Here is a 25,668-nt window from a genome sequence, read left to right as displayed (position 1 = left end):
GGCTTTAGGCTTCAAAATGGCTATGTGTCATTTTCAAATATTGTTTCTCTTTTTGGACTATGGCTTTTTTTCAGTTTGCCGGCTCAGGCGCACCTGACGTCTGACTTTGATATGGCGCTTGGATATAGCTCAATATCAATTGATGTCCAGGATGCGGTTGGTGTCATTTACTCTCCGCAATTGGATAGTGAATCAACCCTGGAGTTCAATTACAATCTCAATGTGAGCGGTCCGGAAATCTCGATCACGATGTCATTTATGGAGATATTGGAAAGCGAGATCGGATCGATGCCCTTGACTCGGCTTGGTCTTGGAGTGAGGTGGTATCCGCGTGGCTTGAATGGTTCAAAGGTTTTACTTGATAATCAGGTGATGGGTCGTTTGTGGGGGCCCTCGCCTTTCGTTGGAATTATCTTTGGTTTAAGCAATCTATCAATAAATGACACCACCACTTTAGGATCGAGCCAATTAGGCTTTAATGCGGCCGTTATCGATGGTCAGTTGAATTTTGGGGTCGAAATACCCATGACTTCTGATTGGATGCTGACAGGTCGATTTAGCCTTTTGACCTCCCTTCTCTCTAATCCCAATTTAGATGGAATGAATTTATCCTACTCTGGAATCCAAATTTTTGTCGGGATGAAGGGAACTGCATTTTAGAAAATTGAGCTGATGTGAGTTGCAATTGCCTAGGCTGCTTGGGTTCTTTCCGCCACGGATTTGTCTATATCAGCCCAGATATCCTTCATGAGCAGACTGCGCGTTTGGAGTTCCTTTTCAAGCTCGACGCAAATGTCCCGACGGGCTTTTGCGATCTGTTTGACAGAAGTCTTATCTGAAAAATAACTGAGGTCTTTACTAATAGATTGTGCCCGTTTGGACGGCATCATTCGGAGAAGAGCTTGAGCGGATTCAGGGGGCCACTGACTCAGGGCTTGAACCACAACATCCAAATTCATGCGTTCGATCACGGATTTGATGGCCTCTTCCGGGTAGGCCAGAAGATCTGCAAACTGGACACTCTCTCTGCGAATGGCCTCTGCTGACTCAGGGTCTAGATTGCAAATCTCATCAAAAATGCTCATTTCAGTCTCTGGAGCTAGGTTACGCAACAGATTTGCCGCCACCATAGGCCCGTTGGCCTTGAATTCGGCATTTCCTTTGAGCGTTCTCATTTTGTCCGAAAGGCGTTTTGCGCTCATCTGGACAGCGTTTTCTGGCAAGTTACTCAATTTGGCAATATCAAGTATGATCTGCTTTTTTCTCACGGGATCTTGAGATTCAAAAATTTCGGCGATTTGATCCTCCGTGGAGAAAATTCCCATTACCGCCAGATTCTTGGTTGATTCATCTCTGAGCAGTTGTAGTCTTTCTTCAGGTTTCATATCGAATATGAACTGAAATGGATTTTGTTGATCCCCGTGCAGACCCTCTGAGAGGACGCGTGAGAGAAGAAATCGCGTCACATTTTTAACACTTTTGGCTCTTTCTTCCAGTCCGAGCTCAGTTTCCTGATCAGTCAGCATAGCTCCCACTTGTCCCCAATTTTTTGGAGAAAGGTGGTGAAATAGTTTGCGCGATGTATCCCAACCGATAGAGTCAAAAGTTATCATTACGTCCTTTTCATTTCCGTCGCCAACAAACTCGGCAATAGCCCTTGCACAGAGATAGGGATATTCTCCAGCTAGAGTGACTATTTGAGTCTTATCTTGGCGAAAAAGAGCTTGAAGGCGAGCCGAGTCTTCCACTGTGTGAGAGGCGTTCTCCAAGTCGTCTTTGTCCTTTGATTCAAAATCATCTGGCTCGAAGGAGGGTTGAGATTTGGATAGGTTTGCGTTTGACCCATCTTGAGCCTTTTGCTTCGCAGACATCCAGAAAATAACTGCGGCCAGAGCAAGCAGAGAAATGAGAATGATAAGTGTCCACATCTTCCAGGATAGTTCGGGCAGTAGGGTTGGAGACTTCTGGGCCTCATCTGTGACAAAATCGGCACGCTGAACTGTGATTTTATCACCAGCTGACTCATCCATATGAAGTTTTGATTTGACGACTTCGACGATGAGTTTTTCCTTATCAGGAGTGACATCTGAATTGATGATGAGATGAACAAGGATACTAGACTTAAGTTGATGGAGATGGTTGTTAGCCGGAACATTGCTGGGGTCATTTCCCATGGGCATTCCGGGAAGGTATTGGAGCTCGACCTCTTCGTGGTAGGCCTTGATCTTGTCCTTGTCGGTTCGCATATCGGCAGAAACAACGACGGTGTATTCGGATGGCCGCAGAAAGGTATTCAATATGCTGCGTGCTCTGCTTTCGTAAAGGCTTTCCAAGGTCGCGACTTCCTCCATGTATCCGCTCTGTGCCACCGAATATTGTGCAATAGGAAATAGACCAGCAAGGGAGATGAGAAAGTGAAGATAGAATCTTATATGACTTCGGTTCACTCTTTCATTTCTACTTTCGTTTTTTGAGCCAGGAGATTTCGAATTTTTTCACGGAGAAACGGGTTTGCTGTCTTATCCGAGGCTTTCTGGAGCTCGACCATAAATTTACTTTGGCTAGAAGTTTGTTCGACGGACAAGGCAAATGCCTCCATCCATTCCTCGCTTGGTTTCAAGGAGGACATCTTAATCAGGCGAGAAATATCTCCACAGAGTTTTGTTTGTCTGGCCAAAATGGCCAAAAGAGATGGTTGTAGGTTTTCAGCGATTTTCTCAAAGTTATCCTTGAGGGGGCAAAGAAGAGTTCGTTTTTTCTCAGTTGACGAGAGGAAATTTATTTGGCTGAGCCAATGATGGGATCGTTCAGCAGGGCCATTGACTAATTCGCCTGAGACAATAGCGAGAATTTCCTTGGGTGTTTCGTCCCAAGACAAAAGGATTTCCTGAGAAAGTGACTTGACGCTTGTCTCTGATTGGCTCCTCTTATCAAGGGCAAGTTCCATCAGTTTGGCCCGAATGGGATCAGCAGTTAAAACGGGGTTTAGCTTCTTAAGTGTTTCAGATATCAGTCTGAGTGTTTTGGCCTCTTTTCCCATGGGCTTCGCTGAGAACTGACCAAGATATCGAGTGAGAACCTCTCGCAATTGCGCCCGTTTGTCTGGCCCAATCTCGGAGCTATCGGCAAGGTGTTTCAGAACCTTCGCCATTTTGTTTGAATGATTTCTTTTTTGTGAATTGAGAATTTCTTCAATTTTTTTCCAATCCCCTGAGTGGACGAACTGTGCCTCCGCTGATTGAGACGAACGTTTCAGATCTTTGATGATTTCTGACTGAATTTGCTCTATCTGCTTGGATTCAGAAATATTTTTTGGATCTTGTTTGGTAAACAACTGATGGCGCAGATTGTAGACAGCAATAGCCCCAATACAGATAGCAGAAAATACCACCACAATTACTTTTGAACTAAAATTGGGCATTAATTCCTCATTCAAAAAAGTCCATACATAGATCTCTTCGACATATTTTCAAGACTCTTTAAATGAATTCGATTTTAGTTGAGACGTTTAATTTTGAGAATTCTCAATCGAGGCACAATTTCGGGATATTCTTGGACGTTCGTCAAAGTATTTTTGAGATTCTGATCCACTTTGAGAACAGTGGCTTGAGTTGGACCTTGGACTTGACGATAGGTTGACGTAGGTCGAGGTGGGCATTTGGGCCTTCCTTGTGAAGATAAATTTGAGGTTTAAGCTAAACATGGGAACGTATTTTCGCTGTTTAGATCTCGGCACATGGCGCTTTGTCATTGTTGCCGCTGGAGTCCTAACGGGGCTGATGGCTACCGGGTGCAAGAAGGTGGGCTATCAGTCGGGGACTGTCGTTCCCAGCTTTTCAGGAATTGAAAAGGCGATCGTCTTGAGCCCCACGAGTGTGAAATTAACCTGGACCCAATCTTCTCGATATTCTGAATTTCGCGTTTATCGAGCGGGTGTCAGTCAACCCCTCAGCACAGAACAGTTTTCAGAAAAAATTGTAACTGATCTGTTGCCAGCGAGCACCTACCAATTTTCTGTGACGGGATTCAATGCTTTGGAACTAGAGGAAGAGGGTCTAGACAATTTTACTGAGGTAAAGACATTCAATACGTTTACTGGGCTATCATCAGGTTCAGTGTCTGTGCAGTCGTCCACTCGCATTAACTTGACCTGGACTCTAACTGATCCTTCAGTTAGCTACGACGTGTTTTACAAGGAGTTTACTGGAACTTGGAACTTTAGTTCTGCTGCCCTCAGAGTGACTGGAAGCAATCTTGCATCTGTTACAGGCTTGAACGGCGGAACGAACTATTGCTTTTTTGTCCAGGCGGTCTACTTGGACGGGACCAAAGAACCCTTGACCTCAGATAGCAGCGCTTTATCAGCTTCGACTCAATGTGGGGTCACCTCTAGCGATTTAAATAATCTGCCATCTATTTCTATGCATGAAGGAATTCCAGGCAGTTATCCTTGGTTTACGGCAATTGGTGGAGATGCGACTTACCTCATAGATCTCTTTGAATTGTCGAGTAATCAAAAAATTGCATCTCGCATTGGCAATGGGCCCTTTAAATCCTTTAGTGCTATACCTGTGGGCCAACACAAATATTATGCGACCATAAAAAATCAAGCGGGGGCTCAGGCGCGCTCTGAGGTTGTGGTGGGGCAGGCAGGAGGGGCATTTAGTTCAATAAGAAATATGAAGACCAGTTCATCTTTTCACGAGATATCTCCTCCCTTGCTGGGCGGAGGAAAGGGACTGCAGAGCTTCGGCCAGGTTCTGGCGCGCGGGGACTTTAACTGCGATGGCTTTCCCGATCTTGCGGTGAGTGCGCCGGATTCCACACCGGTTATTGACCAGCAGCATTTTGATACAATGGGAAGCCTTGTCATTTACTACACATATGATCCTCCTCCTTATTTGGATCCTGTTTTAGGAATTGTTGATCCCCCTCCAACTCTCAATACATCAGTAGCTCCCAGTGCCACTGCGACATTTCCGAATCCACAACTTGTTTATTTTCCCGTGACCGTTTCGTCGACTCAACTCGGTGAACATATGGCAGTTGGAAATGCGAACGGTGATTGCTTTTATCGTGATGGATCTTCGTCCTATGGCGGACTCTGCGACACCTTGTTTTCGACATTTGCGGGAACTCCCAATTTAAGCAAAATCAAAAAGTGCGAGGATCTGGCATTTTCCAATTCCTTGAATCAAGTATTTGTGGCCTTTGGCGATCCGACTTCTGGATTGGTAGCTGGGTCCGGGAGTAACAATTTTGGTGTCAATGAACTCACTTGCGATGCGGTATCCAACAGCTGCAGGTCCGTTAGATTGTCTGTTTCTGGCACTGGCTCATTTGGAAGGGCCCTCACTTTTGGTGACTTCAACAATGATGGCTTTGATGACCTTGCTGTGGGAGCGATTCAAGCCAGCACAGGTGTTGTTTATGTTTTTCGAGGGTCGAGTCAGGGATTGTATCCACAAACTTCGTCAAAGGCATTTGACTTTATTTTAGCGAGCGACATCAGCGCAGGATCTCTCATTGATGGGAATGTTTTTAATGGGGAGCCGGGCGAAGATAGTTTTTCCAGTGCCCTTACGACAGCTTATAATTCTAGGAACTGCAATAAGGGCATTAGTGCTTACAGTTATCGACCTTTAGGTCCGATTGACGGCTATGGCTTTGATTTTGGCAAGTGCGATGACCTCGTGATTGGAGTCCCGTTGAGAATGAGTAATCAAGGATCTATTGTCACTTGCAAGGCAAAATTACCTTTGAATTCTGATGGAACAAAGCCAGACAAACAAAAAATTTATGACTGGACTTGTGAGGAGACTGTTCACTCTGAGTTATATGGCCTCAATGCCAGATATGGCTCCAGTCTTGTGGGTGCCGAAAACATGAATGGCTATCCATTGGATAATGCCGTGGGGAGTGTGCCGCCGCTGCCCTCAATTGCAGGAGCGATATTTGTGGGAGCTCCCTATGCGACCGTATCCGCCGTCACGAACGCTGGCTCTGTCTATGGATATTATATGACGCCTCAGTCGGACGATCATGATTTGGGTGGAATTCAGGGAATTCTCGCGGCCGCTTCAAAAAAGCATCAGGTGACGGCTCGAAATACAGTGCCTTGCAATCCCCAAAATAACAATGTAACGACAGGCCCACTTAAGCATTGCGAACACCAGGTGCTATACAATACGCCTGCCCAAGCAAATTCACATTTTGGTTATACACTTGGAGTGATCGACGATTTTGAAGATACCGGCCGAGGGATACCATCTTTGGCTGTCGGGGCGCCTTATCGAGATGTCCTGAGTTCAGGTGGGTCTGGAACGCTCGTCGATGCGGGGGCCCTCTACGTTTATCGCGCTGACATCTCGACGTTTGGAATTGATGGAGGTTCTCAGGTAACTCAGACACAGGCCTCTGACAATACTTTGAGTAACTGCCTTTCCTCTTGTACCTGGTACTCGGGAGGGGTGAGCCCATTCGGTCCTTCGATGATGTATCCCAGCGATCTCAACAAAGGGGCCTATTTTTCGTTGGGAGGTATTGTTGGCGGTGACTTTAATGGCGACGGGACGGGAGATGTGATTTCCTCAGCACCTCAAGACTCCCAAATCGTATCAGGAAATGGCGCAGCCTTCCTGTTTTTATCAAGTGGTACATTTGGCGCGAGCGTAAATAATGTTGATAAAAAGATAAATCCTAATTTTAGCAAGGAATTGAACTACAAATTTGAAAGGGCCAAGGTTGTTGGAGATGTAAATGGCGATGGATACGATGATGTTTTGACCTATCTTGACTCGCAGGGAAAAACTTCTCTGGTTTTATTCTATGGCTCGATTGCGGGGCTCATTTCGACTCCAGCTCCAAGCTTATTTCCGATTGATTTAGGTCCGAAATTGATTAGCTATGAGGACGATTCATCTTTTGGATTTAATTTTCATCGTATTGGCAGCGTTAACGGTGACGCCTATGATGATATTTTGATTTTTGGAAATAGCGGTAGCTATATTTTCTACGGATCCTTCGCCGGACTGATTTCTTCTGCTGTGCCGCAAATCTCACCAACTGGAAAAAATCCTCTGATTTTTGGCAAAGGTTTTGGTGGCGCGTCTGTTACCCTTCGGTTTGATCAAGTTTTTGGTTTGCCTACTGTGACTGGCACCTATGATGCGAGCAATCAGTCCGTTGGCTATGGTGATTTCAATGGTGATGGCTACAGCGATATGGCCATCGCCACGACTGGTGGCTTTGCTTTACCATCAGATCAAAATGCGGCACTTTCGGCCGCTGGTATCAGTGGTCTGTACGGAGGGACAAACCGTGGTTCTGTGGCTATCGTTTACGGAGGGGCCAACGGTCCTCAGACCAATCGATCTAACGGCAGGGTGACCGTCGACACGGGCTCGGGGACTACAACTGTCGATGTTGTGGCCGTCGATCCTTGCGCGGGTGGCGTAGATCCCATTTGCAAGGTTCAGTTGATCGTAAGCCCCGAAGGAAACGCCACTGACTTTGGGTTTGGTATCCTTGGCTTTTCCTCAATCGAAGAGGCCCAGGGGGAGGAATTCGATGAGCTTCTTGTTGGCGATAACGGATACAGCGCTAATTCGGGGAGAGTTTATCTATTTAAGGGCACAACAAGAGGTCTGAGTCCAAAGTCTCTTCAGACCTTGGTTCCCTATTATGCGGGCCACCGCTTTGGATACAATCTGGCGCAGATGGGTGATGTTAATGGCGATGATTTTCCTGATCTGGCCGTGTCGTCCCCGGGATCTGAACCAGGATATGTCTATGTATTTTATGGTGGGCTGGTGGATACCAAGGGTGCATTTTGGGGACCCAGCACACTTGCCGCCACCGACTATTGGACGATGGCTCCCGCAAATCCGCTGAACAAGGCTCACATTGATGTCGCCCAGCCTTGGCCTCAGATTTTGCAACCACTCTCAGTTAGCTCTGGCGATGGCTTTGGCTATGGCCTCTCTTCTGCTGGAGATTTTAACCAGGATGGCTTTTTTGATCTTTTTGTTAATGTGGCCGCTGGCGACTACAACGAAGAATTAACTTTGATCGAAACAGGTTATGGCATCATTTATTTTGGATCTGATCTTGGCTTACAGGCCCTTGCGCAACCTTCAACTTCTCCGCAATGTTATGTGGGGTCGGGTGGGGTTTGTAATCCCTTTCAGTTTTATCTTCCCAATAGAGAAGCATATGAACACACCTGGATGTCAGGAAATTCTTCTGGAGATTTAAATGGAGACGGGGTTGAGGACATTTTATTCGGAGGATTTGGAAGGACTCACCCGAGCGGATTGGCTTATTCTGTGGGGATCATTTACGTAATTTATTAATGGGATTAATATGTTTGAACGTGATTTGCTTAGAATAAATTATCTCACGACACTTTCCGCGCGGATGCTTTTGGTACTTGTGTGCGCCTTACTCACGTCTTGTAAAGACGGAGTGAAAAGTGGATCGGTGAGCAAGGATTTTACGGGGGTCAGAGATGTCGAAGCTCTTTCTCCCTATTCAATTAAAGTAAGCTGGATCAACAATGCTGCTTATATGAGATATAAGGTTTATTCGGATTTTCAATCTGAACCTTTGGTGGAGCAAGTGTTTGAAGGAGCCACTATTGGGTCCTTGATTCCGGAGAGCTCCTATTCCTTTAAGGTCATAGGGGAAAGTGCCGGAGGGGGGACTCAGGGAGGAGATAAAGAGGTTTCAACAACAACTTGGCCCGTATTTAAAGGTATATCTGAAATCGCTGTTGATCCGGATGGCAATCCCATCGTTAAGTGGAATTATTCCTACAATGCTGAATTTCAAATATTTTATACGAAAGATGTGGCTCCTTCAGCGAGCAATACCAGTAACTGGACAACTAATTATGTGAGCTCCAGCGGACAGAACTATACGTTTAAGGGTCTGTCGGGTGCGACTAAATATTACTTTTCTGTTCATGCACTTTATGCAGATAAAGTCGTTGAACGCACGACTGCTGTTTTAAGTCATCAGACTCCCGCTTCGTTTCCAAGTCCAACATATCTTTTAAATTCAATAAGCATAGGAACTTTGCCCTTCGTGAAAGTAACTCCGGTCATTAACTCGTTGTTTCGGTCTGAAAACTATTCATCTGTTTTAAAACGGGATGGGAACCTTGTGTCAGATCCCCTTATTGGCGCTGGAACTCTGATTATGAGTGGAGTCTCCCTAGATCCTGGTCCCGTGGAGAATTTGAGTTTGGAGGTGCATTATGGCGATGGCACAATCGATGAAACATATAAGATCTCAGGCCTATCGACTTATGTGAAGGGTCAGTCTGTTAAAATTGACTCTCCCCCGATTAGCAGCGTCGGTGGTGGGATGGCTAAACTTGGGAATGCGATGGCGAGCGGAGACTTCAATTGTGATGGCTATGCAGATCTGGCTGTTGGAATGTCCCAGGCTTCTTTGGCTGGCTATGGAGTGAGTGTCAGCACTGCCGGTGCAGTTGCCGTATATTATTCCTATCGAAAGCCAGATACGACCTATGAGTTGAAGACCAATATCCCCCCAAGCCTCACTCCACTCAATCCCGGAAAGGATCCCCAAATTATCACTTTTGATGATCTCGGAGCCAATTCACAATTTGGCTTTAGTCTCGCAAGCGGTGGAAATTTAAATGGCGATAAACTGGGCCTCTATTCTTGCGAGGATTTAATCGTTGGCGCTCCCTATGAATATTACAGTGGGTACAGGGTGGGTCGAAGTTATGTCTTTTTCGGTGGTCGCAATGGTCTGGCTAGATCGGCACATTTATCAGATATGCCTGAGAATGTGGAAACCTGTGATGGCTTGGCCGAAGATGCCACGTGTTCGCCAGTCAGGCTGTGGCCTGATCACTCCCTGTGGCCCTCGGCTGTCCTTGGCGGCGCATTTGTAAGCAGTTATCCCTATTCCTCAGGAGATCTGTTTGGTTATTCGGTCGCCTTTTTGGGCGATATCAATGGAGATGGATATGACGATATTGGGATTGGTGCCCCTTACGGCGACTGGGATGGCAAGGCAGACTTAGCGGCACCGGCGGGTCAAGGCTATGTTTCTGATGTTGGATATGTTGCGATCTACTTTGGTTCGCGATTTGGTATTGGTTATGAAACACCGACAGCAACTGGAATTCCTTCTGGCTCAGACGCAAGATTTAGATGGCTCAAAATATTTCCACCGATTGTGGAGCAAAACATGAGATTTGGGTCTTCCATTGCCGGAGGAGGCGATGTGGACGGCTACTATAGAGTGAGAAACGCCAACGGTAAGTCTTATGGTGGTTCTGACTTTGTGGTAGGGGCTCCTGGATTTTCGTATTCCAATCCTCAGGTAGGCTTGTTTCCATTCAACGGCAGCCAAGGAATTTCTCCGGCTGGTGGAGGGTGGACTCGTACTGCCGGAAGCTATGCCAATGCGACCAACGCTTGGGGAATGAACCAGGGGGGGACCTCAACCGGAATTTCATTTTTATATTTTGGTCGTGGAATGTCGTCTCTTCCTACCGGAGGAGACGTGGATAAACCCTATCGCAGCAATTATTGGTCCTGTCAGGAGCGAGGAATGATTTCAAAACGAGATCATTACTCCTGCCTTACCAATTCCTCCAGCTTTAGGGTTCTATTTCCGAGAATTGCCAACTCAGTAGGGTTTGGCACAGCCGTTTTGATTGCTGGAAATCAATCCAGGTACGATGAGAACAACACTATTTTGACTTCGTTTAAAGATCCTAATCGGGATGGGTTTTCTGAAGTCCTTGTGTCGGCACCTTACGGTGATTCGGCCAATACGGACGTTGGGCATTTGTGGCAATTTTTTGGAAATGGTGGAAGACTTTTTGAGGGCATTGATTTTAAAGGAGTGGCGGTCGGAGGAGACAGTGGACCTGATGGGGATTTCAGGATCAACGATCCGGCCTGTGTTGATTTTACTAACCATGCTTTGATTTCCAATCAAATGGCTTGTGCTCCCACGGTATTGCGATCTGATTCTATTGCGACGAGTACGCAGATGGGGTCATCTGGCGGAGCCTTTGTTGCCTCAGATATTTCAGGGGATGGACTTTTAGATATTGTCGTAGGGGCACCAAATGATAGCACCAAGGGAGCAGGCTCGGGAGCTATTTATGTGTATCGAAGTGCTCCAAATATTGGAGTGACTTCGGTGTTTTCTAAGCTTTATAGCGAGCAGGGCGACAGTGACGACAGGTTAGGGACTTCCGTTGCTTCGGGTAATTTTAATGGTGACTTTGGAGCCTCCGTGTCTTTGATTGACATTGCGGTTGGAGCACCTGGAGATGAGGCCCATCGGCCAGGGGCTGGCATGATCCACCTTTTCAACACAGCAAACGGGACAACTCTTCCAGCTATTCGGTCTGAAAGTGATCTGAAGCTGAGTGACGATTTGGCTACCTTGTCCGATTATCTCTATTACAGGACTCAAATTGTTGGAGATCTGAACGGAGATGGCTATGATGATGCTGTTGGGCGCATGATCAAAATATCGTCTGCGGGCGTTAGAACATTGGATGCGATTGTTTACTATGGATCAAAGCTTGGCTTGGTAACAACAGAACTTTGTCGCAGTAACCCGTCAAAAATTTTCCTCCCTGGAAGTGAAAATCTGAGCAGTTGTTATCCGGCCGTTAATCAAAGTATTAGCTCGACGAAGACAGGAATTCGTTTGCCGCAGTTAATCCTTAAGCCCAATAATGTATCTGACCTTTGGGTCTCTCGCGCTTTACCTGTTGGCGATGTGAATGGTGACAGTTTTGATGATGTGGCTTTTATCGATACCTCTAGCTCCCTCATCATTTATTATGGAACGGGTGGGGACTTCAAGCTGTCTCCAATCCCTCTTGGATTCCCGACGTGAACGATCCTCAGATCGTAACACAGTCCTTTATACCGGGAGTTTCAGAAAATACTGTGGGTTGCAACTCTATTGGATGCTCAGGTTCTGGGACCAACACTTCAATTGAAAATGAATTGCTTGTTCACGGTGATTTGAACGGAGACGGATTTGAAGACGTGGTGATTGCCAACCCCAGAGCGTCCAGTCCTCCGATGAATACATTGACCGATCCCAAATTGCCTCCTGTCGAATTGAATGTTCTTGGAATTGGAGCCGGAGCGGGATGGCATTGCAATCCCGCTCCGGCATCAAGCGATGCGAGGTGCAGCACAGGTGCAGCTGTGCCCAATCATGGTATCGTTTATGTTCTCTATGGCTCAGTAAACGGATTGCAAACGCCAAGTGTGAGAGGTCTCGCCTCGCCAGGCACAGACTTTTCGTTGACGAATGCCACTTACGCCGTGAGTGGATATGATTCTGAATCCAACGCGGCCCAACGGGCTTGTTCGCCAGGGCCAGCTAAGTCCTGTAAGGGACAATTTTTACGCAATCCGGTTTTTGAGAACGTGAACTATGGCTACGCCGAGTTGGGACATTTGTTTGGGTCCGGAGTTGTCGTCATGGATCATAACAATGACGGCTTTGATGATCTTTTGGTTGGCGCCATGGGATTCGAAGACTTAACCTGTCTTCAAGGTTCGACACTTCGAGATTATGGGCGAATCTATGTATTTGGGGGATCCGATGAGGGTCTCGTTGCAGGTCCAGAAACGAGCTATTACATGAGCTATTCCTCACTGGCCTCTTGCCCGAGCACTCTCACTAATCCAGCTGTGGATGACAAGGCCTTGGGGACTCAGCTTCTGGGAAATCAAAAATTGAGGGCCTTGATGCCACAGATAGCCTATGAAGTGTCTAATCCATCCAACGGCACGAGACGGCTTTTTGGGTCCTTTATGAGTGTCGCAGGAGATTTAAATAAGGATGGATACGAGGATCTCGTTGTGACGACTCCCAATGAAGGATCCCTAAGTTACGGGGCGCCAGGTATGGCCTATGTTTATTATGGCCCGCTGTGCGGGGCAGACAATGAAATAGCAATGCTTTCATTGACACAAAACGAATCGAACTTTAATCGCCAGTTCCTATGGTCCAGTCCAACAGATGCGGGGCAAATATCCAGTATTAACTTTGCGAGTGATTGTCAAACCCCGAGCGGTCCAAAACTGCCAATGCAGAAGTTTCTCGTTTTGGGATCAACTTCTGGGGATATGAATGGGACCAATGTCGTCGGCGGCAGAAAGGGCATGGGTGATGTCAACAAGGATGGCTATGACGATGTTTTGATAGGAGGCAGAAACTGGGATGATCTGACGAGAGATTACAATGATATCGGAAGAGGTATCATCTATTTTGGCAGCTCACGTGGGATCTTCACTTCTGAATATCCCGATCTGAATTCAGTTGCTGATAGTCTCGGTCGCTATAAGCCATTCATGATCGTTCCAAAATTCGATCTTCCTGGGGCAATATTCTTTTCAAAGAAGTCGTCCTTGGGAGATGTAAATGGAGATAATTCAGCAGATTATATGATTGTAACACCTGGCTACGATGGCGAAGCTGCCTTGAAGGGCGTTGATTTGGGGGGATTTTTTCTCTTTTATTGAGAGATTTTTTTAGGGGAAGTACGTGGTACGTTTGAAGTTACTGATTTTTCTTATCTTTGCTCAGGCCTTTGCTTTTAGTTGCAAAAAGGAGGGTGACGCCATCGTTATTCCTCCTGGTGGACAAATACAGTTCAATGTTGACCACTTTTTGTATTACTCAGATGATCTTTACGAAGTTCTTTTGCGATCTCCCACCGACGACAATGCTGTTTTAGAGACTGTCTTAGACATTACTCCACTCTCAGCGGACAGGCTCGCGAGAGGAAAAGTTCATTCTATTATTTCACCAAAGAATATGACCCTGACGGGACCTTACGTCATCCAGGTCAGAATGGATTATCACGATACCGAGTTATTCGCTCTTGTGACCGACCAAGATAAAATAGTTTACCCATCTCTTCAAACAACACTTGTCTATCAAATTTTGGCCAACTATCCCAGCAAATCTCTTAAGACTTATAGCAAGGACCAAATCTCTCTTTTGCAAAATTATGTCGATAAATTTACTCAGGAGCGTTTGACGACATTTGGCCTGAACGAAGAGATGAATCCAGATTTACTCTATAAATTTTATAAGAATGGCTTGTCTAATAACCTAGAGTTCTTGAATTTGCTGGCGAGCATTGGAGCTCAATTCAATTTTAACTCTATGGGTGAAGTTTTGACGGCACCTTTTCCATTTGGAGTTCCCAACAATCCTCCGGTTTTAGATATTTTTACTTCCACGCCTCCTGGTCTCGTAGCAGGAAAGGAGCAATCTCTTTTAGAAGTAAATGCCGAAGCAACCGACGTTGACGGAGATATGCTGTTTTACGTTTGGAAGCAAAAAGGGGAAATCATTCTCACAGACACGCAGCACTTTTCATGGACCCCTGGGTCCTTTGATGGGGGCGGAGCCAACTATGATTTGCAGGTTCTAATTACGGACGGTGGGCGAGTGCTAAAAATCGATTGGGAGCTTGCTATTCAAGATTTTAATCGCAAGCCCGTGATCAGTGGGACTTGCCTTCCAGCAATTCGAGAAAAAGAGACATGGAGATGCAATTTAACTGGGGTTGATCCAGACTTTGACAATTTGACCTGGTCTTTGAATTCAACGGGATTTTCATCGCCAGTTAAAATCAACGGTATTGTTGGACCAGCCACGGTGACTGGCAGTGCTGTCACTTTGGAGTGGAAGCCAGACAATGCTGATGCGAAAAAAGGAAGCGCCTTTGTTGATTTGCGTCTTGATGATGGAAAGCAGGGTTTGGCCCTGCGCGGAATCAATCTCACAGTTCTAGACGTGAACACTCCTCCTTACATATTAGGAGGAGGTATTATATCGACGAATCCAAACCAATCTACACCCATAGAATTCGATCAATGTTTGATGGCAAATCCTTTGGGTACTGGAGATTTTAGTTTTGATATTGCGGTCGTTGATCCTGATAACGAGGACCCTACAACGACTCCACCTGATACCATTTCAGCCACAGTGACTGGAAACTTTGGCTCTTCAGTTACCCAGTCGCCTCCTACGGTGACGGCATCAAGGACGACCTTTCATTTTGTTTGGCGGCCAACTCATTTGGGAAAAACGGCCAACTTTGTTGTTGTTTTGAGTGATGATCATGGCGGAGTTGTGGCACCACAAACAATTACGTTGATTGCTGCTGATGTTAACCAAGTTCCTTGTAAGTCAGGAACCACGCCGCTGCTGACCAATCCAGTTCAGGCGCTAAGCCCTATTACAGCAGTTTCGGCTCCGTACACAGATGGAGATTTTGATCCTCCTCTGATCCAGTCGATCAATATTCCCACACGAGTTCTCCCTCATCTGCAATCTTGTGATCCTGGAGCTGGAATGGGACCTGTGGTATTGAAGCGAAAAGCAGGACAAGCCGATTTCTTGTATGAAACGAAGCTCTCCACAATGAGCCAATGTTTTAGTAACAATGAAGCTAGCCCCTATGCCTCAACAGTGACCTTGCAGCGGCCTGGCTCAGGGAGCAGTGATATTACCATAAATGCTGGTACACAGTTTTGGACAGACTACGCGGCTTCAGGATTTCGTGTTTATTATCAGACCGCGGCAGCCGTTACGATGGAATCCCCTCTTGATGCAGTTGTTATTCCGTTGACGCCTCTGAACCGCACGGCAGCGGCCAACACGCTTAAGATTATTGAGAACCCGGGACTCTTGAGTGTACCGGGAGTAACAGTCACCAATCCAAGTCTGCTCAGCACGGAGCTTGGAAAGGCCACATTTACTCTTCCTTCTCCTGCAGTTGCGGCTGTGGTTATTCCTTCGGGATTGATTTTACGGACGAATGAAACTCTTCTTGGCGGGACGGTTTCCACTCTGAAGTATGAGGTCGTTAACAACGCCCTTATACCGATGGGTGGTACGACCGTTGCGAACGTCGATATCCGTCGAATCAATTTTAAAATTCCAGTTGGGTCCCTCACTCAGCATGGCGTGCTCCCTGATCCGAGTTTAGTCACGACCAATGTGGATAGCAATTATTCTGAACTGGGAGGAATCATATACAAGTACAAGGCCAACAATGAGCCTGCAAATGACGCATCTTTCTGTTGGACCGTTCGCGGTTTTGATGGAGCCGATGCGCTGGCCAATGAGATTACAGTTGTAAATAGCACTTTGCCATCACCTCCCGCGTTGACTGTAACGAATTTGGCCTCATTTTACCAATATGGAGATTTGAGAGTGACCCGGGCAAATCCGGCTGGCGTTTTGAATTTAGATCCGGCTAATTACACTTTTCAAACAAATAGTTTAAAAAAATATAAGCTGGTTGCGGCTGTTAGTTTTGCGGGAGGTGAAGCCACGAAGACCGTGCCAATCGAGCGAATAATGGATAAGCATCCTAATGCGGCCTTTTCGGACTTTAGCTATTGTGCCAATTATGCGGATTACAATTATTCTCCCAGTTTTAACTCTGCGACCTATTTGCAGGTACTAGAGGGCAACGCGGTTTTGGGAATGCCCATCTCTGTCACAGATAACACTTCGAACACGCTTTTGGCGAAGGACCTGGATGATCGTTACTCCTTTAGCCTTGTTTCTGATGGCAGCACAACGCCTCCAGTTGGTCCCTTTATGCTCTGTCGGAATCCCGCTGCTTCTGTAGGTGCTTTCGCTTCCAGTTGCACTCCTTGTAACGATACGGCAGGATATACCCATCATCAATCGCGCTATTGTTATCTGCGATACAATCCAGATGCCTTAGATATTTCGAAGACATTTCAATTTAAGGTGTCTGTGAATGATTCAGGATTTAACCTCCCTCCTAGCTCGAATATTAGGACTGTTTTGCTCAGTATAAACGTTAAAGAGATAAACAATGCGCCTTACTTCACCGACGGAAATTGGAATCCGCCTGTGCTACGCGCTGACCAAAACACGTCAATTGATCTTGGATCTGCTGTCGAAGGGAGTTTTTCTAAATTTCAGATTTTTTCGATGGATATGGATGCGACCTATGATTACAAACGTTTGGGATATAGTCTTCATACTCAGGTGTATGACAGGAAAACATCCACTTGGATTCCTAAACCAGCAGGCCTAACAGTGCGAGTTGAAAGCTATGTGGCCTTTCCAAATGGCTTGGGAGCTAAGACAACAGGTGCAATTGAATGGACTCCCACCGATGCCGAAGTGAAGGCTCTATCGACTACAGAGGGTTTCGTCATCAGGGTTCAAACATTTGATGCGATCAGCGAGCCTGCCGTGCGCCAATCAGCTTATGCCTATTATCTAGTTAAGGCCGTAAACCGCAACAATTCTCCTGAAATATTGGCGATTGGCACAAACAATAAATTCAATATTCAAGCAGATACCTATTTCACAACGACCTTCCAGGTTCGCGATAAAGATCTGGCTACTCCAACAGGTGGCAGTTTTGTGACCAGTCTCACTAGCTGCGAAGACAGCAATAGCAATCTTCTCTATTATCCAGGCGCTTCATTTGATGGCAATCCCGTATCGCCTCTCTATGATTGTCATGCATCTCAACTTTTGTGGGAAGATGAGGTTTATAACTATCTGAGCAATTACTCTGGCAACAAGGGAGTGGGAGCAAGTGCTTGTCGTTCTGGGGCGGGTGAGATCAACCTAAACGAGAGTTTGGCTCTTCCTAAATTGACGCGAATTTCCGGTCCAAATATATCTGGAGGCTATATATACTATACCTACAGATTGGAATGGTGCCCTCAGATCGGACAAATTGGGGTCCATCGACCTACCATCATGGTGACAGACAATGGAGATTTGGCGCGAAGTGGTACCCTGTCATCGCGATTAAGTGGTACAACTCCACTTGAACTGACGGTTACGTCTCCTGTTTTTTGGGTCAGCCCAAGGCTGGATGGGAGCGATCAGCCCGAGCACTTTATGGTTCAAACGGCGGCTGGTCTCACGGCCAATTCATTTACTTACAAAACAATCGTGAAGAATTCTCTCAAGAATCCTTTGACCTATTCCATTGAAGTTTCACCTCGGGCCTGTGCTCTCCCGAACGGCGTATGCATTGACACCAGCGGGGTCATCACTTGGAATCCTCTGATAACGGATGTCACTGATCCTGCTGATCCCTTAACTTGGCACCGAGTCCAGGTGAGAGTGACTGATCAAGTGACAGGAGCCTATGATACGAGCTTTTTCTTCTTGCAGGTTCAGAATCCCTTGGCGCCAACAGAAGCAGCCCCTACCATTGCTCGCCTTCCAAATGTGAGCGTAGTTTATCTTGACGAGAGAGAATCCTTCACTTTTAAGGCCGTGGGTTCAGATGCCAACTTAAATGATCAGCTATTTTATCGCTGGTACGTCGATGGGATTCTTGCATCGGATGAGGGGGATGAGTTTGCTTACAGGCCTGGATATATGGACGGAACTGTAGATCCTGATGGAACAGGTCCCTTGTTAATCGGACAACACAGAATAACGGCTGAAGTCACTGATGGAAATTATGTTGCCACAGACAGCTGGATCGCTCAGGTTTTAAACACCTATCCCGTTCCTGAATCAAGCTTCAGTTTGGTGACAGCTCGAGCTCCGACCGTTCTTACAGGGATTGAGTGGAACACTGAGACTGCTGTTCACACGAGATTTGGGGCTGATGATATTGACTATCTCGCTTTTGCTGGAAAATATCAAGTTGGTCCCACCGTCAAAAATTTTGCTTGGTCTCTGCAATATGTTAACGGCTTGCTGACAACGGGGGCTTGGAACTATTACGAGGATCTTGCTTGGGGTAGTACGAATCGAACTTGCAATATATCTTACAAGATGACATCTGCGACTGCCTTTGATTTGTTGCTGACGCCCCTGACAGCTCGGGCCGGTCCATACTCTGCGACAACTAACTCGGTTCGTTTGTATGGCAATTATCGAACCTTGCCGGTTCCTCTTGCGAACGCCCAGAGATGTACGGGTGTTTGCACAAAGAATCATTACAATGGTGATGGTGATTATGGAGTTTTACCACGGGCCAAATTGACGAATTCGGGATCGATTTATCTTTTCTTTGCAGATTTGTCTCTCAATAAGCTTTACTGGGATAAGAACTCCGGAGCGAGTACCGCCTTTTATACAACCACCTCCAAGATCCAATCGCTAGCAGTCAACACTGCTTTGGCGCGTCTTTATGCTGTAACGAGAGATGAAGTGTCAAAGACCTATAACCTGTTGGTTTTTAACATCGCGCCTACGTTTTCGGGGGCAAACCCTGGCGCCCCCATTGCAGTTTTGAATATCTTCGATGGTATTCCTGGTCACGAGGACAGTCTGCCTTCAGATATGGTTGTGGATCAGGCGAATTCGCGGGTTTATATTCACCTTGCTGGGACGGGTGGGATTGCGAAGCTTCAGGACTCAATCGCAGTTCCGGGAGCTGGTGATTTGACCTTCGTGGGAGTCGATGAAATAGAAGCTTCACCGACAGATTTACCCATGTCTGGGGTGAGAATAGCCTATAGTCCAAATACGGGATTGATTGTAGGGATCAGCAGAGACGGAAATCAAGTCTACACGATTGATACGCTAAACGGGATGGCTATTTATAAATTTCCAACTTCTCAGAAGTTTGATTCAGTTCAGGTGCTTGCGGACAGTGGGCTCATTTTGTTGGTCAATCGATCGGGTGCGACGGTTTTCAAGGTGAGGTAATAAATTCCATGAGTTGGTGAGGTATTTGCCTCTCTCTTCTTAAAAGAGTTTGCTTCATTGAATCAATGTGATCCAATAAGCTATGTCGAAAATGCCCAGCTCTTGGGGGAGCTTTCGTATCCTCTCCATTTTGTTTTTTGTTTTATGTGCAATACTTATTGAAGCGCAACCGCAACCTTCCCCTCAGCAGGCCTTGCAGCCTCAGCTTTCAGAGGCTCCTAGTGGTGGCGCTGTCCTAACAGGAGTTGCTGAGTACGAACAAAAAGCAAAAGAGATTACGAATAATTTGGAAAATGTAGAGAAAATCAATGAGGATGGGTATTTGGTTTTTCTCGCTCCGAAATCAACCTACAAGGTCGGGACTCACATATTGATTATGCGACCGGAAGGGGATGTGGTTGATATTGTGGCTTCTGGATCCGTGGTGGGACAGAAGGGACAGGAAGTTGTGGTAGAGCTCAACACAGCTTCAATTATGAAAGCCCCGTATAAGGGCGATCTTATTACCATTATGGCACCCCCGTGGTCGCCTTCAGATAAAGATGAAGAAATGGTCTTAGAATCTCCATTGGAAACAGAAAGTGTGCCTTTGCCTCCTGAACCCGGCTACGTCGAAATTCTGATCGGTACATTGTCTGGTTCGGTTTATCCCACATCCTCAACTCAAGCAAATGCCTATAAAAAAGCAAATAGTTTCAATTTTCAGTCTATCAGTTTCGCTTGGTATTTTGAATTTCTTTGGAATTTTGGTTACGAGTACAATAATTTTTCTGGCATTTTTCCAACATCCACCTACTTTCGAGATGTGGGAGAATCCACATACAGTTTCTCCCAATTCGGGTTCAACTATCGTTTTCGCGGATACAATTCGGGGATCTTGAGACCTGTCCTCAGATTTTATTCTTTGACAGATAAGTTCGAAACAATCAATCCTGACGAAGCTTTGATTTCGTCTCAGTACAATGGATTCGGTGTTGGGTTGCGGATAGAGGCTCGTTTTGGCAGCGAATTATGGAAAACAGATAAATACTTTCCTCCCCTTATTCTTCAAAACTTTTCTGTTGAAGCGGGTTATGTGCCATCTCTCACCGCGACAGATCTTACTATCAGTCGAGGAGAGTCCTCAGGTGGATCTAAATCCTTTGAGTATGCTATCGGAGCGACAAGTGTGATCTATCTCAAATGGATGCCTATAGCCAGCCGCTGGATCGTCTCAGGCAAGTATGTGGTGCGAAGCTATGATCTCATTTACAGTGGTCCAACTAAAAGCGAAGAAGGTGGGTTTTATGTAATTCCAGAGGGAGGTCGATACAAAGAACAGTACAGCTACTGGATGCTTAATTTTGGATTGCGATTTGATGATTATGTGGGAAAATTTTTAAACCCAAGGTAGAAGCACGTGAGTTTGGTATCAATGAGAGTTCCATTTCCATTTCAATTTCTGATTTTGGCTTTCTTGGGCACTTCATTGTTCTTGGAACCCAGCTTGGCATGGGGAGCAGGGAAAGACCCTGAATCGCGTAAATGGAGAGGACTCACTCCCGAATTTATTCGAGCCAATACTTTGTCGGATGAAGACAAGTATCAGGCGCCTGCTCAGTCCGAAGAAGACCTTGAAGTCAATTCAGAAGCGAGTGTCAGTTTAGAACAGAATCCTGATTTGACCGAGGTCAAATTGCCGAAGGTCGAATTGATTGTGGATAGTTCTGGTTCTATGGGGCAGTTGATGGATAGCAATAAGACCAAGATGTATATCACAAAAAAAGTTTTGTCCCACTATCTGATCGACCAGTGGAAGGAAAAAGCCATGGTTGGGACACGTGTTTATGGATCGAAGCTCAGGAACGATTGCAAGGACAATTATTTGGCCATCCCTTTCCAGGAAAGAAACATGGGAGAAATTGAGAGAAAGATGGGGGTCATTATGCCAATCGGTCGCACGCCTCTCAATGACAGCATGGAGGCAGCCATTGATGACTTGAAAAAGTACGACGGGCCTAAACGAATCGTCATTTTTACGGACGGGAAGGAAACCTGTGGAGGCGATCCTTGCAAATTGGCAAAAAAGGTTGAGCAAAATCCAAAACTTGATATCAAGATATTTGTTGTGGGGATTGGCTTTGATCCTCGTTCTAAGGATTACGAAAAAGTCAAATGTCTGGGTAATTTTAGCACGACAGCGAATAACGAAGAAGAGCTGTTTGATGCGGTTTCCAAAATCTCTAATCAGATCAAAACTGGAAACAATCTCCAGGTAATCTCTCCGGAACCTGCGGCCATGGTTAATCTCTATCGCTGGGATGACGGAACCAGAGTTTTTTTTAGATCTTTCACAGCGCGGTGGTCGATTCGAGTTCCACCAGGACTTTACGATGCTGAGGTTGCGCTGAACCCCTATTATCGATTTCCAAAATTCACGATTGAGGCTAACAATAAGGTCACTCTTCGGGTCGATGGCAGCGGTACTGTTAATGTTCAGTTCGTAAAGGGACTCATGGATGTTGAGCTACTTGACGTGAACGCAAAAGTCATTCATCGCTTTAAAAGTGACAAGGCCTATCTGGCAAAAACTGGCAAATACAAATTGCGTTTATTTAAGAAGCCTTATTTTGAAGAAATCATTCCCTCCTTTTTGGTGGTCCCGAAGGGTCTTCATGATTATGAAGTTGCCTCAGCGGGTGTTGTGCAACTCAACTATCCAAAAACGGTTGGCTACTACGTCTACGATGCCAAAGACAGTTTGGTGGGGCCCTACATTTCGAATTTTCCTTTGATTTTAAAGAATGGCTTCTACAAGCTCTATCTTGACAAAGCTTGCTTTTTAAAAAGCGTGGGCATCGCTGGTTCCGAAAGCGGGATCAGGGATTTAAGTTGTGCCGATGCTAAGCCAAGTGCTAGCATGATTCAGAACAAGTGACATGGGGAATCAGTTTGAAGAGCTGTCTTAAGTTGCAACCAAAGGTTTTTTCCGTTGTTTCCGTTGTTTCCGTTGTTTCTGTTTTTTTCTTTCTCGTGGCAGGCTTTGGTTTCAAAGCCTTTGGGTTGAGGGTGGAGCATGGGAAAGATTGTCTTGATGTGAGCTTGGTTGGTGGACTGGTTAATACCAGCCAGTGCGAGTCAACTGCGTTGCAAATATTGCATTTGGATTGTCGAAAAAGGACGGAGTTATCGAGGCGTCGTCTGATGGCTAAACTGAAGCAGTGCACTCCGCGATCTGCACAATTGATCGTTCCCTGGAAGGGCCAAGAGGTAAAAATTTTAGCCCAAAAATTGCCGACGAAGGGAGTGGATGTTTGGGAGTTGGTTGGGAACCATTTTGAACAGAAGGACAAAACACAACTGTCGCGAGCTGTTTCAAGTCAGACAATTCAACCTGCTGCGGAAAATACCTTAAGTTCCGAGAATCCTGCAGCCGAGAATCCCGTAGCGGAGAAGGCTGCTTCATTTGAGGCCAGTTCTTCCTTTCATTCGCTATCATCTTCGGGCAATTTGAGAATTTTTATGGACGCTGTTTATTCATTTGTGTCTGGAAATGAGATCGAATTCTCACCTCTTGATGTTGGAGTGCCACATCGTGGGTTTGGGTTGGGACAGGTTAAAGTTGTCGTTGAGGGTTCTGCTCAAGATGATTTTTCCTATTTTCTATCATTAGAGTCAGGATCTCGATCGAGCGCCCTGTGGCGAAATATGGACGGGTCTCCAACGGAGTCAACTTTGGAGCATCTGTTCTCTGAGGCAAATGTAATAATTGGGAGATCAGCATCGAGTGAATTTGTTGCTGGCCGTTTTCAAGGACCCTGGCATATGAGTGAGGGGGAAGGTCTGTTTAAAGGAGCCTACACTCCCAGTTTTGTTGACAGTCTCATTTTGCCACAAAGATTGACAGGGATCAGGTATTCTCGAAACTGGAGTTATTCTGAAATCTCTGGGATGATTTTTAATGGATGGAACGAGATACAAAACAGAGAAGGTGATTTGGGTGGTGGATTTAACTATAGTTCTCGGGTGACTCCTCGTTTTGATATTGGCTTGGGAGGATTCCATATCCGAGATTCAGAAGACAATGTGAAAATACAATCCCGAGATTCTATTGTATTGAGATCCCGATATCAAATAATCCCTACCAAACTAGATGTTGAATTAGTGGCTGTGATGGGTCAATTTTTTTACGAATCGGAAGCTGAGTTAGCAACAGGTTTTAGTTGGGGTCTTGTAAGCGCAATAAATTACCTGGGACAGAAGGAAGCCGTTTATTCTCTTCGTGCCGAGGTTTTGGGCACTGGTATCGTAGCTGGTCCTACCTCTGATCTCAGCGGAAATCTCATGTCAGTGACGGCAACCTATCAGTATCCTCTTCGCAAGAGACTTGGATTTTTTGCTGAGTTGAGATCTGATATGGCCACAGATCTTATTTTTCAGGACGCGAGTTCTTACAAAGACCTTCGATTTTTGGTTATGACTGGAATTTCAATTTTTTAGATATTCGAGTAGAAAAGAAATGAAGCAGAATAGAAAATTACCGAAGGCATTTTGGATTTTAGTTGGAGCCGCCCTGATTCTTGCGATGGCCCTTTTCGTTGGCATTCTAAAAGAGAGATATCCCGATATTTTCAACAGAACAAACCCAGCCAGGGAGCAGGCTGCTCCAGAGGCAAAAGAAAAATCTTTAGACAAGCCAGATAAAAAATTGAAGCTTGCTAAGAGTTGTTCCTTGAAAAGCCAAGGTCAGCTGCAATTTGGAGATCTTAAGCCGAGTTCTCAACAACTTCTGGTTTGGGGTAATTTAAGTGGCGAAATATCTGTGTGGACTTACTCGGAAAATGATTTGGCTCTTCTTCAGCATCAACTGGTTTTTGACAATCAATGGAAGCTTTCAACCTCGCTGAAAAAGCGAAAGGACATATTGTGTAGCTCTCCCGGGGATAAATATTGTCTCAATTCAAGCGACATAAAGAGTGAGTTAAAGAGCAGTAAAGTCGTGGCTTTTGGAAGTTCTACCTTGATCTGGAACCTTCAATGGGGACGACGAAATTCATTTCTGGTTCTTGATTTGGGTCAATCAGGCGCCTCCGTAATGGGGATACCGAGGAATGATTCCTCCACAGAGAACGTGAGCGAGCAGGTCCGATCTGAGGCCGCCAGAGTTTTGAGCTTTATTGGGGAGTGTGGGGAGGATTTTGGAACGAGGGCTAAATTTGGGGTGGCGGCTGATCGAGGCGAGAAGATTGTGTACCTGAATCCAGACAAAGGAACTGTTGGTACATTTGATTTGGGAAAGGTGCTAGGTCTTCCAAGTGAGCGCTATGTGCCAAAGCAGGCTGAAGTTGTCCAGGTCATAACGGATGAGGGCGTGCAGCGTTTTAGATGCAAGGATAGCGGACTTTCCGGATTTGAAGATCTTTCGGTTCTTGGTCAGGAAGTTCTTCTGAGCGGCGAAAAGGGATTTTCTAAACAGTTTTGGATAGGTGAGAGAAAAGCTGGATCTTTTCTTGAAACTCAAGCTTTGTTAACGAGTGAGAATTTTAATTCCCGAATCGAACGGATGGACTTGGTAGCTAAGAGAATTTATATGGTTTTCCTGAGATCGCTACTGAGTTCAACTGGGAGAGCAATTATTTTTAGTTTAGATCCAGGTCAAAAGAAGCCTAAATCTCTTTTAGAGCTTAAAGACCAGGAGAATCCTTTGATTGTCCAGGGATTGAGCGAAAATGGCGAAGTGATGATTTTGGAATCTGAAAAGGCTTCCTCTGGTTTGATACGTGTGTCCCGACTGGATCTCGAAAAGATGCAAAATCAAAAGATCATTGAGGAAAGTGGGGATCGGCCTGTCCGGTTAATATGGCAGAAATTGAGCGGTTCTACCTATCTTTTTATTTGGCAAGGCGAGAAAGGGAAGGATTTTGAGTACCGCACCTTTGATTGCAGCGGCTCTGTGTGAGGTTCTCCCGA

General features: G+C 45.8%; 11 protein-coding genes. 9 read left to right on the top strand and 2 right to left on the bottom strand.

Going from position 1 to position 25,668, the window contains the following annotated elements; all coding sequences use genetic code 11:
- Window positions 1-24: 24 nt before the first annotated feature.
- Window positions 25-660 (top strand): hypothetical protein, encoded by a 636-nt coding sequence (locus IPL83_10155; protein ID MBK9039510.1) that lies wholly within the window; start codon window positions 25-27, stop codon window positions 658-660.
- Between the two features lie 29 nt (window positions 661-689).
- Here IPL83_10155 and IPL83_10150 read toward each other — a convergent pair whose 3' ends face one another.
- Both IPL83_10150 and IPL83_10145 read right to left on the bottom strand, forming a co-directional pair.
- Entirely contained in the window at window positions 690-2,447 is a 1,758-nt protein-coding gene (locus tag IPL83_10150; GenBank protein ID MBK9039509.1) for a hypothetical protein, read from the bottom strand.
- On the bottom strand, window positions 2,444-3,421 hold the full coding sequence (locus IPL83_10145; GenBank protein MBK9039508.1) for a hypothetical protein: 978 nt from the start codon (window positions 3,419-3,421) through the stop codon (window positions 2,444-2,446). The genes IPL83_10150 and IPL83_10145 overlap by 4 nt, the downstream gene beginning before the upstream one ends.
- A gap of 280 nt (window positions 3,422-3,701) precedes the next feature.
- Here IPL83_10145 and IPL83_10140 point away from each other — a divergent pair, with 280 nt between their 5' ends.
- The 8 genes from IPL83_10140 (at window position 3,702) to IPL83_10105 (ending at window position 25,657) form a co-directional block, all read left to right on the top strand.
- Entirely contained in the window at window positions 3,702-8,354 is a 4,653-nt protein-coding gene (locus IPL83_10140) for an FG-GAP repeat protein (GenBank protein ID MBK9039507.1), read from the top strand.
- 10 nt (window positions 8,355-8,364) lie between these two features.
- Window positions 8,365-11,904 (top strand): FG-GAP repeat protein, encoded by a 3,540-nt coding sequence (locus IPL83_10135; protein MBK9039506.1) that lies wholly within the window; start codon window positions 8,365-8,367, stop codon window positions 11,902-11,904.
- Window positions 11,901-13,550, top strand: coding sequence for an FG-GAP repeat protein (locus IPL83_10130; GenBank protein MBK9039505.1), 1,650 nt, complete (start codon window positions 11,901-11,903; stop codon window positions 13,548-13,550). The genes IPL83_10135 and IPL83_10130 overlap by 4 nt, the downstream gene beginning before the upstream one ends.
- 22 nt (window positions 13,551-13,572) lie before the next feature.
- The gene (locus tag IPL83_10125) at window positions 13,573-19,719 is read left to right on the top strand and encodes a hypothetical protein (GenBank protein ID MBK9039504.1); all 6,147 of its coding nucleotides are present in this window, start codon (window positions 13,573-13,575) and stop codon (window positions 19,717-19,719) included.
- 82 nt (window positions 19,720-19,801) lie between these two features.
- Entirely contained in the window at window positions 19,802-21,112 is a 1,311-nt protein-coding gene (locus IPL83_10120; GenBank protein MBK9039503.1) for a hypothetical protein, read from the top strand.
- A 6-nt stretch (window positions 21,113-21,118) separates the two neighbouring features.
- Entirely contained in the window at window positions 21,119-22,636 is a 1,518-nt protein-coding gene (locus IPL83_10115; protein MBK9039502.1) for a VWA domain-containing protein, read from the top strand.
- A gap of 14 nt (window positions 22,637-22,650) precedes the next feature.
- On the top strand, window positions 22,651-24,198 hold the full coding sequence (locus IPL83_10110; protein MBK9039501.1) for a hypothetical protein: 1,548 nt from the start codon (window positions 22,651-22,653) through the stop codon (window positions 24,196-24,198).
- A gap of 19 nt (window positions 24,199-24,217) precedes the next feature.
- Window positions 24,218-25,657 (top strand): hypothetical protein, encoded by a 1,440-nt coding sequence (locus tag IPL83_10105; protein MBK9039500.1) that lies wholly within the window; start codon window positions 24,218-24,220, stop codon window positions 25,655-25,657.
- Window positions 25,658-25,668: the final 11 nt, after the last annotated feature.

The organism is Bdellovibrionales bacterium, from assembly GCA_016716765.1.
Taxonomy (GTDB): Bacteria; Bdellovibrionota; Bdellovibrionia; order Bdellovibrionales; family UBA1609; genus JADJVA01.
Note: the sequence above shows the minus strand (reverse complement) of the source record. Positions and strands in the feature narration are given on the sequence as shown.

Bases quoted from the DNA above. Each gene is read 5' to 3' on its own strand.
- IPL83_10135 (MBK9039506.1), top strand. From the start codon at position 8,365: ATGTTTGAACGTGATTTGCTTAGAATAAATTATCTCACGACACTTTCC.
- IPL83_10145 (MBK9039508.1), bottom strand. From the start codon at position 3,421: ATGCCCAATTTTAGTTCAAAAGTAATTGTGGTGGTATTTTCTGCTATC.
- IPL83_10120 (MBK9039503.1), top strand. From the start codon at position 19,802: ATGTCGAAAATGCCCAGCTCTTGGGGGAGCTTTCGTATCCTCTCCATT.
- IPL83_10140 (MBK9039507.1), top strand. From the start codon at position 3,702: ATGGGAACGTATTTTCGCTGTTTAGATCTCGGCACATGGCGCTTTGTC.
- IPL83_10105 (MBK9039500.1), top strand. From the start codon at position 24,218: ATGAAGCAGAATAGAAAATTACCGAAGGCATTTTGGATTTTAGTTGGA.